The sequence below is a fragment of the Streptomyces sp. NPDC008079 genome, assembly GCF_042957385.1.
Lineage (GTDB): Bacteria > Actinomycetota > Actinomycetes > Streptomycetales > Streptomycetaceae > Actinacidiphila.
Genome location: NZ_JBIBIC010000020.1, coordinates 78,038 through 90,660, shown reverse-complemented (window position 1 = coordinate 90,660; position 12,623 = coordinate 78,038). Strand labels below are relative to the sequence as shown.

At 74.3% G+C, this 12,623-nt stretch carries 9 protein-coding genes; 2 read left to right on the top strand and 7 right to left on the bottom strand.

Going from position 1 to position 12,623, the window contains the following annotated elements; translation table 11 throughout:
- Positions 1-174: 174 nt before the first annotated feature.
- From ACFZAM_RS30900 to ACFZAM_RS30890, 3 genes are all read right to left on the bottom strand, one after another.
- Positions 175-1,557 carry a S8 family serine peptidase gene (locus ACFZAM_RS30900; protein ID WP_391050682.1) on the bottom strand — a complete coding sequence of 461 codons (1,383 nt, stop codon included), beginning with the start codon at positions 1,555-1,557 and terminating at the stop codon, positions 175-177.
- A 213-nt stretch (positions 1,558-1,770) separates the two neighbouring features.
- Positions 1,771-2,655: an ABC transporter permease gene (locus tag ACFZAM_RS30895; RefSeq protein ID WP_391050747.1), complete on the bottom strand. Its 885-nt coding sequence runs from the start codon at positions 2,653-2,655 to the stop codon at positions 1,771-1,773.
- Between the two features lie 14 nt (positions 2,656-2,669).
- Entirely contained in the window at positions 2,670-5,420 is a 2,751-nt protein-coding gene (locus ACFZAM_RS30890; protein ID WP_391050680.1) for an alpha/beta fold hydrolase, read from the bottom strand.
- A gap of 160 nt (positions 5,421-5,580) precedes the next feature.
- Here ACFZAM_RS30890 and ACFZAM_RS30885 point away from each other — a divergent pair, with 160 nt between their 5' ends.
- Positions 5,581-6,030, top strand: a complete 450-nt coding sequence (locus ACFZAM_RS30885; protein ID WP_355347799.1) for a nuclear transport factor 2 family protein — start codon at positions 5,581-5,583, stop codon at positions 6,028-6,030.
- A gap of 327 nt (positions 6,031-6,357) precedes the next feature.
- Here the strand turns inward: ACFZAM_RS30885 and ACFZAM_RS30880 are convergent, their stop codons facing one another.
- The gene (locus ACFZAM_RS30880) at positions 6,358-6,999 is read right to left on the bottom strand and encodes an LAETG motif-containing sortase-dependent surface protein (RefSeq protein ID WP_391050678.1); all 642 of its coding nucleotides are present in this window, start codon (positions 6,997-6,999) and stop codon (positions 6,358-6,360) included.
- Positions 7,000-7,281: 282 nt separating this feature from the next.
- Here ACFZAM_RS30880 and ACFZAM_RS30875 point away from each other — a divergent pair, with 282 nt between their 5' ends.
- Entirely contained in the window at positions 7,282-7,962 is a 681-nt protein-coding gene (locus tag ACFZAM_RS30875) for a hypothetical protein (RefSeq protein ID WP_391050676.1), read from the top strand.
- 8 nt (positions 7,963-7,970) lie between these two features.
- On the opposite strand, the gene ACFZAM_RS30870 is transcribed toward ACFZAM_RS30875, so the two are convergent.
- The 3 genes from ACFZAM_RS30870 to ACFZAM_RS30860 all read right to left on the bottom strand — a co-directional run bounded on the left by ACFZAM_RS30870 (position 7,971) and on the right by ACFZAM_RS30860 (position 12,239).
- Positions 7,971-9,203 (bottom strand): VWA-like domain-containing protein, encoded by a 1,233-nt coding sequence (locus ACFZAM_RS30870; protein ID WP_391050745.1) that lies wholly within the window; start codon positions 9,201-9,203, stop codon positions 7,971-7,973.
- 245 nt (positions 9,204-9,448) lie between these two features.
- Complete coding sequence (locus ACFZAM_RS30865; protein ID WP_391050674.1) at positions 9,449-10,756, bottom strand: AAA family ATPase; 1,308 nt, start codon at positions 10,754-10,756, stop codon at positions 9,449-9,451.
- Between the two features lie 121 nt (positions 10,757-10,877).
- Entirely contained in the window at positions 10,878-12,239 is a 1,362-nt protein-coding gene (locus ACFZAM_RS30860; RefSeq protein WP_391050672.1) for a hypothetical protein, read from the bottom strand.
- Positions 12,240-12,623: the final 384 nt, after the last annotated feature.

Sequence of the window (12,623 nt, the reverse complement as noted above, 5' to 3'; positions counted from 1 at the left end):
CTGGTCTGGACCAATACTGTTGGTCTGGACCACCCGACTGTCAAGAGTCCTAACAGATAACGGAGTTGGACCACTCACCCCGCGGGACCGGACATTTCCGGCGCCCGGACAGCACGTGTCACCGCCGCGCCCGCGCGGACGCGGCGGTGACCTGTCAGTACCCCGCTCGGACGGTCAGCGCCGCCAACTGGCGATCGCCAGCGCGGGAACGAACCGCGCGGCGTCCAGCGTGCCGACACCGGTCGCCATGTCGTACCCCTTCACCGCGGTGTAGCCGGTGACGCCGTCGTAGGAGTTGTTCGTCCCGTCCTTGACGTCCACGATCCCGGTGAGCCTGCTGTCGCCCCGGTAGAGCGCGTACAGCGCCTGGTGGATGTCGCCCACCCGGTGCCCGGCGAGCTGGTCGGCCAGCGCGACGATGCCGGAGAACAGCGGGCTGGACTCGCTGGTGCCGCCGTACACGTCCCATCCGACGGCCGTCGGGTCGAAGGAGGAGTACACCCACGCGCCGCCGTCCACGGCCGCGGTCATCGAGATGTCCGGGGTGCCGCGCCGGGCGCCGACGACGTTCTTGACCACGTCCTGGTATGAGGGCCTGGTGAAGACGTGCGACTGGCCGCCGCCGCCCGCGCCGTAGTCGTTGTAGACGCTGTCGGGCGCGGTGCGGTCGCCCGCGTCGTCCAGGTGGAGCTGCGTGCCGCCGATCGAGGTGACCAGCGGGTCGGACGAGGGCCAGGAGTTCACCGGGTACGGGTAGTCGGTGGCGCCGTCCGCCATCGAGTCGGTGGCGCCGCCGTCGCCGGAGGACGACAGCACCGTCACGCCGTGCGCGGCGGCGGCCTTGAAGGCGTACCGCAGCTTCTGGATGCTGGAGAAGTCGCCCCGGTCGAAGCCGGGGAAGGTGTTCTCGGTGGCGCCGAAGCTCTGCGTGATCACGTCGCCGACGCCGTGGTCGATCATCGACTTCTCGGCGTCCATCATCTCGGGCAGCCCCTCGACGCCCTCGGTCTCCGCGACGCCGGTCTCCACCAGCACGATGTGCGCGTCGGGCGCGACGGCGTGCGCCATCTCCACGTCCAGCGTGCTCTCGCTCGCCCAGCCGGTGTGGTCCGGATTCGCCGGGTCGAACGGCGGCACATCACCCCACTTGACGACCTGTACGTGCGAGCTGGCGATGCCGAACTGCCGGCTGTACACGTCGAGGTCGTGCTGGATCGTCGGCGACCCGAACGAGTCCACGATCACGATCGTCCGCCCCTTGCCGGTGATACCGGCGCGGTAGAGCGGCTTGAGGTCGTACGCCTGGCGGTACTGCTGCGGGGTGTAGCAGTTGATGCCCCACTTCGCCTGGCACTGCGCGCTGCTGAGCGGGCTGCTCACCCCGCTCACCAGCCGGTGTCCCGTGACCGCGGGCACGGCCTTCACCACCGGTGCGGTACGCGCCGGGGCGGCGGTGGCGGACCCGGCGACGGGAGCGGCTGTCAAAGCGGCGGCGGCGAGGGCGGTGACCCCTGCCGCCGCGACCGCGGCGCGGGGCCGCGGACGGAATCTGCGCATGGACTCTCCTTGTGTGGAGTGCGACCGCACGAGACGGATGCCGCGATCACACCCACAGATCATGCCCAGGACAAGAGACTTCGCCGTTTGCTGCCGACCGCTTTACTCCGGATGGCCGTCCCTTGGTTATTTCATGGGCATGCCATGACGAGGCGTCGTGGCGCGCTGTCATGCGGCGGCGTCACGCCACGTCACGACACGGCCGACGGCGGGTCAGGACACGATGTCCTTGGTGCGGAAGCCGCGGAAGGCCAGCGCCGTCAGCACGATCGCGTACGAGACCGACACCGAGGTGCCCTGGAGCATGCCGGACCACTCCATCGTCGGCTGGAGCGCGTCCGCCCAGGAGAACTGCCAGTGCGCGGGCAGCACGTCACGCCACCGCCCCAGCGCGGTCACGGCGTCCAGCACATTGCCGACGATGGTGAGGCCGACCGCGCCGCCGACCGCGCCCAGCGGCGCGTCGGTGACCGTGGAGAGCCAGAAGGCGAGCGCGGCCGTGACGAGTTGGCTCACGAAGATGTAGATCACGGCGACCGCCAGCCGCGGCAGCGCCTCACCGGACGCCAGCGCCCCGCCGGTCGGCAGTTCCAGGTCCCCCCAGCCGTACGCGACGGTGCCCGCCACCAGCGCGACCGCGGGCAGCAGGACGAGCGCGACCGCGCTGAAGCCCAGCGCCACGGTGAGCTTCACGGCCAGCAGCCTGGTCCGCGGCACGGGCGCGGCCAGCAGATAGCGCAGCGAGGACCAGCCCGCCTCCGAGGCCACGGTGTCGCCGCAGAAGAGCGCGACCGGCACGACGAGGACGAAGCCCGCGGAGACGAACAGGCAGGTCGCGCAGAAGTTGGCGCCCGAGGCGGTGGCGGTGTCGATCAGCGTCGGGCCGTTCCTGCCCTCGCCGTTCGGGGTGCCACCGATCGCGAAGGCGGCGATCAGGATGAACGGCAGCGCGGCGAGCAGCGCGGCCACGATCATCGTGCGGCGCCTGCGCAACTGCCGCCTGGCCTCGACGCGCAGCCGCAGCGTACGGCCGGGGCGGTAGCCGGGCGCGGTGGCGCGGGCCGGTGACCCGTCCGGTGCGGGCGCGGGGGCGGGCAGGGCGGGTGCGGCGCTCACGAGGAGCCTCCGATCAGGGTCAGGAAGGCGTCCTCCAGGCGGCGGTGCGGCCCGACCTGGGCCACGGGCACGTCGAGACGGACGAGTTCGGCCACGAATTGCGCCGGGGTCAGGCCGTCGAGCACCGCGAGCAGACCGTCCTCCTCGCGGACCGCGGTGGCGACCCCGGGCAGTGCGGCGACCTTCTCGACCGCGCTCTGCGGCAGTTCGCCGTCGATCCCGACCAGCACGGTGTCCGCCGAGCCGATGATGTCGGCGACGGGACCGGCCGTGACCAACCGCCCGCGGTCCATGACCACCAGATGCGTACAGGTCTGCTCGACCTCGGCCAGCAGGTGGCTGGAGACGATCACGGTCCGGCCCGCCTGCGCGTAGCGGATCAGCACCTCGCGCATCTCGCGGATCTGCGGCGGGTCGAGTCCGTTGGTCGGCTCGTCGAGGATCAGCAGGTCCGGCAGGCCGAGCATGGCCTGCGCGATGGCCAGTCGCTGCCGCATGCCCTGCGAGTAGGTGCGCACGGCCCGTTCCAGCGCGTCGCCGAGGCCCGCGATCTCCAGGGCCTCCGCCAGGTGGGCGTCCTGCGCCGGGCGGCCGGTGGCCTGCCAGTACAGGTCGAGGTTGGCGCGGCCGGACAGATGCGGCAGGAATCCGGCGCCCTCCACGAAGGCGCCGAGCCGGGACAGCACGGGCGCGCCGGGCCGTACCGCCTCGCCGAACACCCGGATCTCGCCCTCGTCGGGACGGATCAGGCCCATCAGCATCCGCAAGGTGGTGGTCTTGCCCGCGCCGTTCGGCCCGAGCAGGCCGAGCACCTGGCCGGGTTCGACGCGGAAGGACAGGTCGCGTACGGCGTACTGGTCGACGGACTTCGCGTACCGCTTGCTGAGGCCGGTGATCTGCAACGGGACCGCGGCGAGCGCCGGGTCGGCCGGGCGCGGGCGGACCCGGCGGCGGCCGGTGAGCAGCAGGACGGCGGCCACGGCCAGCGCGATCAGCGGCAGCGCCCAGGCCCACCACGCGACCGAGGTGGCGTCGGCGCCGAGCCCGGTGTCGGTGGGCAGGGTGAGCGTCGGCGACGCGAGCGAGACGGTCAGGGCTGCGGGCGCGGCCGGGGAGGCGTAGCCGAGGTCGGTGGTGGACAGCACCACGCGCAGTCGGTGCCCGGCCGCGAAGTCGTGGTCGACGGCGGGCAGTCGGACCGTGACGGTGGTGCCCTGCCCGGACCCGACGACGCGTACGGGGGCGGCGAGCGAGGCGGGCAGGGTCTCCTTGCCGCCGGGCGCGACGTCGTAGAGCTTCGCGAAGAGCACGGCGTCGGGCGCGTCGGTGGCGACCTTCACCCGCACCGACGGCGCTCCGGTGAGTTGGACGCCGTCGCGCAGCGGCGCGGACTCGAACACCGCGATCTGGCCGGGGAAGTCCAGGGAGATGCCGGCGCCGACCGAGGAGAGCTGGGTGAGCGCGCCGAGGCCGGGGACGGCGGAGATCGCGGGCGGGGCGCCGCCCGCCGGGTTGGTGATCCGCTGGGCGGAGCCGGCGAGCGCGATCTTCCGGCTGCCCGATCCGTCGAGGCCGGGGTAGCTGTCGCCGCTCGCGCCGCGCAGGGTGACGCTGCCGTCGGTGGAGTTGAGGCCGCCGGTGCGGGTGACCCGGAAGGCGGGTCCCGTGCTCGTGGACGTCTCGCCCTTGAGGTAGTGGTCGAACCAGGCGGTGACCCGCTGGTCGATCCTGCCGTTCTCGGTGTTGCCGCCGTCGTGTCCGCCCGCGATCCAGTCGACGGTCACGGGTGCGCCGTTGGCCTTGATCGCCTTGGCCATCGCGTCGGACTGGGCGAGCGTGAACAGCGAGTCGGTCTGGCCCTGCACGATCAGCGCGGGGACCTTGATACGGGAGCCGACCGCGGACGGGCTGAGCGCGTCGAGTCGCGCGCGGGCGGCGGCGTCGGGCTTTCCCGCCTGGGCCACGCGTTGGTAGAGCGCGCAGACGGACGGTTCGAACCGGCCGCAGAGGGGGTCGGCGGTCGTCGGCGCTCCGGCGGGCGTGCCCGTGCCTGTGCCTGTGCCTGTGCCCGTGCCCGCGCCCGCGCCTGTGTCCGGGGTCCGGTCGCCGCCCGTTGCCGCGTCCAGCGGGGTGGAGCCGCTGGAGAAGAAGATGCCGGCCCACAGCTTCTTGTAGACGTCGTTCGGGAAGAGCGCGTCGCTCAGATTCCAGTACGTCATGCGCGGCGCGATGGCGTCGATGCGCTGGTCGTAACCGGCGGCGAGCAGCGAAATCGCGCCGCCGTACGAGACGCCGGAGATGCCGACCCGCGGGTCGCCCGGCGCGTCGAGCCGCACGTCGGGGCGGTCCGCGAGCCAGTCGACGAGCTTGCCGACGTCGGCGACCTCGCCGTCCGGCGCGTTGAGCCCGATGCGTCCGGTGGAGTGCCCGAAGCCGCGCGCGGACCAGGTCAGTACGGCGTAGCCGTGCCGGGCGAGCGCTTCGGCCTGGCCGCGCACGTCGTCCTTGCTGCCGCCGAAGCCGTGCCCGAGCAGTACGGCGGGCCGCCTGCCGGGACCGCCCGAGGTGAAGTACGAGGTGTCCAGGCGTACGCCCCCGGCGCCGTCGAGCATCGCGTCGCTGCGGTGCACCGAGCCCCCGTCGCCGGACGCGGTCGCCGTACCGACCGCGACGCCGCCCGCCACCAGCACCACGAGCGCCCCCGCGGCGGCGAACCACCTCTTGCGTCGCGGCCATCGAAGATCCATCCCTCGATCCTAGGCGGCTCGGGCCGCGGACCGGGCGTGGGCGGAGGGTTCTCCGGGTATTCCCATACTCCGCGCCTGTCAGGTGTCTTGACTTCTCCGGCGGCGCGTGCCATCCATGCGGTGCCCACGCGTCCGTCCGGGCGCGGGCAGGAGGGGCCGCATGCTCTCGCTCGGCGATATCTCCGACCGGCTGGAAATCCAGGATCTGTTGATCGAATACAGCCACGCGGTGGACACCGGCCAATGGCCGCTGCTGGACGCGGTCTTCACCAAGGACGCGGTCCTCGACTACACGGCGACGGGCGGACCGCGTGGAACTCTGCCGGAGATCAAGGAATTTCTCGCGGCCGTCATGCCGCGTTTTCCCGGATATCAGCATTTGCTCGGGAATTGCGCGATCCGGCTCGACGGGGACCGCGCGACGGGCCGCACCATGTGCCTCAACCCGCTCGTGCTGCCCGAGGGCGGCAAGGCCGCGGAGCGCGGTGTGCTGCTGTGCGGCTTCTGGTACGTGGACGGTTTCGCGCGGGACGGCGGCGGTTGGCGGATCGCCTCGCGGCGGCAGGAGACGTCGTACATGTACCGGGCGCCGGGCTCCGCGCAGGCGTGAGCGACCGGCCGCCTTCGGCACGTACCCGGTTCGCGCGGTGTCCGTGAACCGCCGCGGCGGGGGGGGGGGGGGGGGGGGGGGGGGGCCCCCCCCCCCCCCCCCCCCCCCCGGGGGGGGGGGGGGGGGGGGGGGGGGGGGGGGGGCGGCCGCCCCCCCCCCCTGCGCGGGGGCGCCGGGGCCCGGGCGGGGGGGCCCCCCGCCCCCCCGCGCCCCGCCCCCGGGGGGGGGGGGGGCCCGCCCCCCGCGGGGGGGGGGGGCCCGGGGGGGGCCCCCCCCCCCCCGCGCCGGGACGCCGCCCGTGGGACGGGCGGCCGGTGGTGCGGCGGATCAGCGGTGTGCCGCGCCGCGCCTGCGGTTGAAGACGAGCAGGCCCGCGCCCGCGGCGACGACGGCCGCGGCGATGCCCGCGATCATCGGCGTCGAGCTGGAGCTTCCGGTCTCGGCCAGGTCGCCGGAGGCCGGGGAGGTGCTGGCCTGCACGACCGGGGCGTTCGAGGTCGCGGTCGTCTCGGGAGTGGTCGGCGGCGCGGTGGGCGTCTCGGACGCCGGGGTGGTCGGCGGCGCGGTGGGCGGCGGCGTCTCGGGCGTGGTGGGCGGCGGCGTGGTCGGCGGCTTCTCGCACGGCTCGGACGTCTTGTACTCGTCCCTGCCGTACTGCTTGCCGTCGCCCGCCTTCACGACCAGGTGCACCTTGATCGCGGTGCTGTGGTCGGGCAGCGCACCCGTGAAGTCGTAGCTGCCGCCGAACGACTCATTGCTCGCGAGCACGGCGCCGCCGTCCACGGAGACGGTCACCGAGTTGGTGACCCGGGCGTTGTAGGCGGTGAGGTGGACCGAGACCGAGTCGCAGTCCACCGACCAGTTGGGGGTGTGTGCCGATGCGGGCGCGGCCAGTACGGCCGACCCGATGAGCGCCGCCATTCCGGCGACCGCTATGACACCGGAGCGCCTGCGGCTCTGGCGCGTCATTTGCATGAATCCTCCCTGAATTTCGCTGTGTTCTCCGACTCCCTGGCGACGCCCCCGTCCGCCATAACTACGGGGACCGGGACCCTACACCCGGCGGAATTCCGCCCGGCGACCGCCCCCCACCATTACGGAGCCCGTATCAATTCACCTGCAATTCCAGGGGATTCGATCACCGGGCGCCGGTCCGGGGCCCGCTGGTCGCGGCGCGCGGGGAGTGTCGGCCGCGGGCGGTACCGTGCGGGAGACAGCACGGGGCACGTCAGGCGGAAGGAGGCAGGTCGCGTGGCCAAGGCACTGACCCCCGCTCAGCGGAAGGCGGTCGCCGGCTCCGATCCGTCGACCGGCCGGCTCTCGGCGCGCGCCGACGTCTGCGCGGCGCTGGTGGCGGCGGGTCTCGCGGTGCCGCACGGCCGCAGCGGCCACCCCGCCTACTACCTGTCCCAGGAGGGTCTGCGGCAGCGCGCCGCGCTGGCGGCGGCCGAAGCGGCACGGCAGGCGGCGCGGGAGGCGGAAGCCGCCGCGGAGCCGCCCGCGGTCCCCGACGGCACCTTCACGGCCGACGACGGTACGGGGACGGTGACGCCCGGCCGCGGTCCCGCGCGCGCGGCCGAGGTGGCCGCCGCGTGGGAGGGCCTGCTGGGCATCCGGGCGGTGCTCCTCGACGGCGTGACCGACGTGCCCGCGCCGTGGGAGCGCGAACGTCTCGTGCACGCCGTGGCGTTGGCCCTCGAAGCGGCGGGCTGTCCGCCCGCCCCTGACGGTTATACGGTCACGCCTTCCGCGCAGGACGGCGCCGTCGAGGTGTCCTGGCGGGGCGCTGCCGCCCCGGACGAGGCCGCCGGCCACCTCGGCCGGTGCGCGGCGCTCCTCGACGCCCGCGGCTGGCAGTCCACCCGGCACCGCGACCGCGCCGCCCGCCCCTTCCTTCTCACCTCCCCCCGGCGGTCGGCGCCCCGCCGCTGAGGTGCCGCTCAGCCGATGGTGACCACACGCGCCCAGGACGGCGGGGAGTCCGGGACGTACTCGGCGTCGTCGTCGCGCACGGCGCGCGAGGGGCGGGGGAAGAGGCCGACGACGGTACGGCAGGGCGGCTGCTCGGACGGCCACGGTGTCTGACCGTCCGTCAGGGTGACGACGACGTCCGGGCGGGGCCGGGAGCGCAGGGCGCGGGCGAAGCCGGAGCGCAGATCCGTACCGCCGCCGCCGATCAGCTCGATGCCCTCGGCGCGGCAGATCGGTACGGCCACACCGGCGGCGACGTCGCAGGAGATCACCGAGACCAGGTCGCGCCGCCCGCCCACCGCCCGCGAGATCGCGGCCACCTCCAGCAGCGCGGCGCCCAGTTCGGCGTCGCTCACGGAGCCGGACGTGTCGATGACGACGCAGACCCGCGGCGGTGTACGGCGCAGGCTCGGCAGCAGCACTCCGGGGACGGCGGCCGAGCGCCGTGAGGGACGCCGGTAGCTGTGGTTCTCGCCCGCGCCCGGCGCGCCCGCCGCCGAGCGGACCGCGGCGCCGAGCAACTGCCGCCACGGCTGCGGGGGATGGAACGCCTCCTCGGCCCATCTGCGCCAGCCCTCGGGCGCCTCCCCCGGCCGCCCCTTGATCCCCTCGGCGACCCGGAAGCGGACCGCGTCCCGCTGCTGCCTGCTCAGGGCGTGCGCCCCGTCCGGTCCCAGCTCCCACGACCTGGCCTGCCCGTCGGCGCCGCTGCCGCAGTCCAGCCAGGCCAGGTCCCCGACGAGCCCGGACATCGACGCCGTCCGCAGATACTCCTCCATCAGCAGGCCGTCGGGCAGCCGCAGCAGCGACGGCAGCACGGCCCCGGCGGGCCGGGGCAGACCGTCCCCGTAGATGTCGTCGTTGATCTCGAAGTCGGCGGCGATGTTGCGCCGCAGCCTCTCCCGGCCCTCGGACGGGGGCATTCCCGCCCCCTCCCGCCCGCCCGGACCGGGCTCTTCGTGCTCCCTGGCGTACCGCTCGCCCCGCGCGTGGTGGTCCCTGAGCAGGTGGGAGACCTCGTGCACCCAGACGCCGGCCAGTTCCTCCGTCGGGGTGCGCGCGACGAAACCGGGCGAGACGTAGCAGCGCCAGTACGCGTCGACCGCCATCGTCGGCACCGACCGGTCCTCCACCACGTGCAGGGCGAAGAGGGCGCTGGCGAGGTAGGGGCGGACCTTCACCGCGTGGAGCCGCGCCGCCATCAACTTCTCGGTGTCGAGGGGCAGTCCGGGAGCGTACGGCTGGTCGGCGGGGCGCTGCCGCCTCGGCGCGAGAGGCCGTACCGGGCGCGGCGGCGCGGGCGGAGGCATCGGGCGCGGTCGCGCGGTGACCGGCCGTTTCCCGGTGACCGCCACCGGCTCCTTCGCGGTGACCGCCACGGGCCCCTTCGCGGTGACCGCCACGGGCTCCTTGACGGTGTCCGTCATCCGACGCTTCGCCGTGTCCTTCATCGGCCCGTCCTCTTCGTCCGGGCCGCCTCGGCGTCCGCGACCCGCGCCACCGACTGCTCGGCGCGGCGGGCGAGGCCGATGACCGAGACCAGCCGCTCCACCGCGGCGGGCACCTCCCAGTCGTCGCGCCGCAGTCCGGCCAGCGCGGTGGCCGGGGCGACCAGCAGGTCGGGGGCGCCGGACTCCAGCGCCCTGACCAGCACCGCCCAGCCCGCCTCCCACCGCGCCCGCTCCGGCCGCGCGCCGACCGCGGCCACCACGGCCTCCAGCGCCGCCTGCCGCAGGTCGCCGCGCTCGGGCAGTTCCACGGTCGGCGGGTCGGCCATCAGCGCCTCGGGGTCGGGCAGGTCCATCCGGTCCAGGTGGGCGAGGAGTTCAAGTCCCGGCCCGTCCCCCACCGCGCCCCGCACCAGCAGGGCCAGCACCTCGCGGGACGCGGAGGCCGCCGTACCGAACGCCAGCAAGGTCAGCGCGGCCTCCCAGCTCCGGGGCGAGGGCCACGCGCCGCCGCGCCGCGTCTCCGTGCTCGGCAGCCGGTGGATCAGCGTCGGCCTGGCTTCGAGGAAGCCGCAGACGGCGCGCCGCGCGAGGGCCACGGCCTCGGGCAGCGACTCCGGTACGAGCCTGGGCAGTTCCGGGCGCGGCCAGACGCCGCCGAGGCCGCGTACCACCACCTCACGGTCGTGCACCCAGAACAGATGGACGAAGCGGTTGGCCAGCGGCGGGCTCAGCTCCCATCCGTCGGCCGCGGACGCGCGCGGGTTGGCGGCGGCCACGATCCGTACGCCGGGCGGCAGTTGCAGGGCGCCGACCCGGCGCTCCAGCACGACCCGGAGCAGCGCCGCCTGAACGGCCGGTGTGGCCGTGGACAGTTCGTCGAGGAAGAGCAGTCCGCGCCCGGCGCGGACCAGTTCCACGGCCCACTGGGGCGGCGCCATCGGCACACCGCGTACCGCGGGGTCGTCGCCCAGGACGGGCAGCCCGGAGAAGTCGGTCGGCTCGTGGACGCTGGCGATCACGGTCGTCAGCGGCAGGTCGAGGGAGGCGGCGAGCTGGGTCAGCGCCGCGGTCTTCCCGATGCCGGGCTCCCCCCACAGCAGTACGGGCAGGTCGGCCGCGACGGCCAGGGCGAGCGCTTCGAGCTGTTCGTCGGGGCGCGGTTCCGTGGTGCTGGTCCGAAGGAGCGTCAGAAGGTTGTCGGCGACAGTGAGTTGGGGGTCGCTCACGGGGGCGGAGGCAGAGGTCAAGGCGGTCGTGGGAGCGGACGTGAAGGCGGTCGTGGCCAGGAGGGTGCTGGACGTCATGGGCATCACCTGGGGTTGGTCAGGGGAACGGGACGGCCCGCTCCGAAGGGTTTGTGCGGCATGGCGGCGCTCAACGCGTCGTGCAGGTATAGGACCTGACTGGTAATCAGGTGGCGGAGGGTCAGCGGGCGGTTCCGGTGCGGGGCCTGGCCCGGCTGACGCGCTTGGCGCGAATGTGCCGCGGCGTATGGCGGACGAGGCGCGGACGGCGCTGCGCCGAGGCCGGGTGTTCCGCGACGAGTCCCGCGCGGAAGACGCCGTGGTCGACGCGGCGGACGGCGGCCCGCTCCAACTCCTCGCGGAGCGGCCCGTCGCGGAGTACCGCGCGCGGCCCGAGCAGTCCTTCGACGACGGCCAGCGCCCCGGCCATGTCGCCGTGGCGCAGCCGTTCCCGTACCGCGGGCAGTGCCTCGGGGTCGCGGTGCACGGCGTCGATCGCCCGCAGGCAGGGCAGCGCCGGTCCGCCGAGGGCCACCAGCAGGTCCTCGCGGCGCAGTTCGGCCGGGTCGTGGTCGACCGCCGTCAGCACCCCGTCCCGCGGCGCGATCCGGTGGATCTCGCCGCGGCACTCCACCCGGTGCGGATCACCGGGCTCGGGGCCGTGACCTGCGGCCGGGGCGGTGTCGTACGACGCCAGCGCCGCGGCGACCAGCGGGTGCAGCCGGTCGGCCGTGATCAGCCCGGCCCGTAGCAGTTCCAGGTCCGGCAGGACGCGGGCCGCCGCTTCCGGCAGTACGGGCAGCGCCGCGATGTCGTGCGGTCGCAGCGGTTCGCGCAGCGGTCGGCAGGTCGGGGCATGGCTGTCGTCGGGGGCGACGAGTTCGAACGCGGCGCGGTCGCGCGCGCCCAGCCGTACGGCGAAGGCGCCGCGCGGGCGGCCTTCGGCTCGCAGCAGCAGTTCGGCCTCCGCGGCCCACCGCCCCGACGCCCACGGACCCTCGTCCGCGCCGCAGCGCCGCGCCAGTTCGCCGCTCCGCCCGGCGTCCCAGAGATGCCGGTGCAGGTCGAGCCGGAAGCGCCGCTCGGGATACGGGTGCGGGTGGATTCCGGCGGCGCCGTGCCCCGGCTCCTGCCACAGCGCCAGCGCCATCCGCTGCCCCGCGTCGGCTCTGGCCGGCGGTGTCCGTACGACCAGGTCGACCGGCGGACCGGCCGAAGCGCCGTACCGCGCGAGGAGGATGGTCACACCGGGCCGCAAGCGGCCGTCCGGCGCGATCCTCGGCATGTGCCAGCGCAGCAGATCGGGTGCCAACCGGCGCAGATCCGCCCGGAGTCGGGCGGCCAGTTCGGTGCCGTGCCGCGTGCGCACGGCTCGCAGATCGAGATCCGCGTCGACCCGGGCCGCGGCGCACGCCCCGGCCCAGTCGCCGACGGCGCGCCGCGCGGTGGCGGTCTCGATCATGGACGGTGGCACGGCGTACTCGCGTACGCGGCGCCACATCAACACGTGGGCGGGAATCTCGTCCGTGAGGTGAGGTGCCATCAGCACTCACCCTGGTCGAACGATTCCCCCATTCCGTACGAGAAGGAGTTCGTCATCACGCCCATCATAGGCACAGCCGCCGCCCGGACTCCATCAACGGGTGAGCCTCCATCAGACGGCCGGGGAGCCGGCGGCTCCGGCGGACGGAGAGCAGACGGCTCCGGCGGACCGGAAGCCGGTGACGCCGGCCGCCGGGCGTGACGGCCTCGGATGTGTGGAGCATCGGGAATTATCGGATTTTGGAGCCGTCTATGACGGTCAGGTGTCGTGAATATTGCGAGGAGCCATCGCATTTTTGCGCAGACTCATGGACTTACTGCGACCCGCCTCGTAGTCTCTCCACGCCTGGCCGGGTGTTCCCCCCTAGTTCCCCCTAGTTCCACC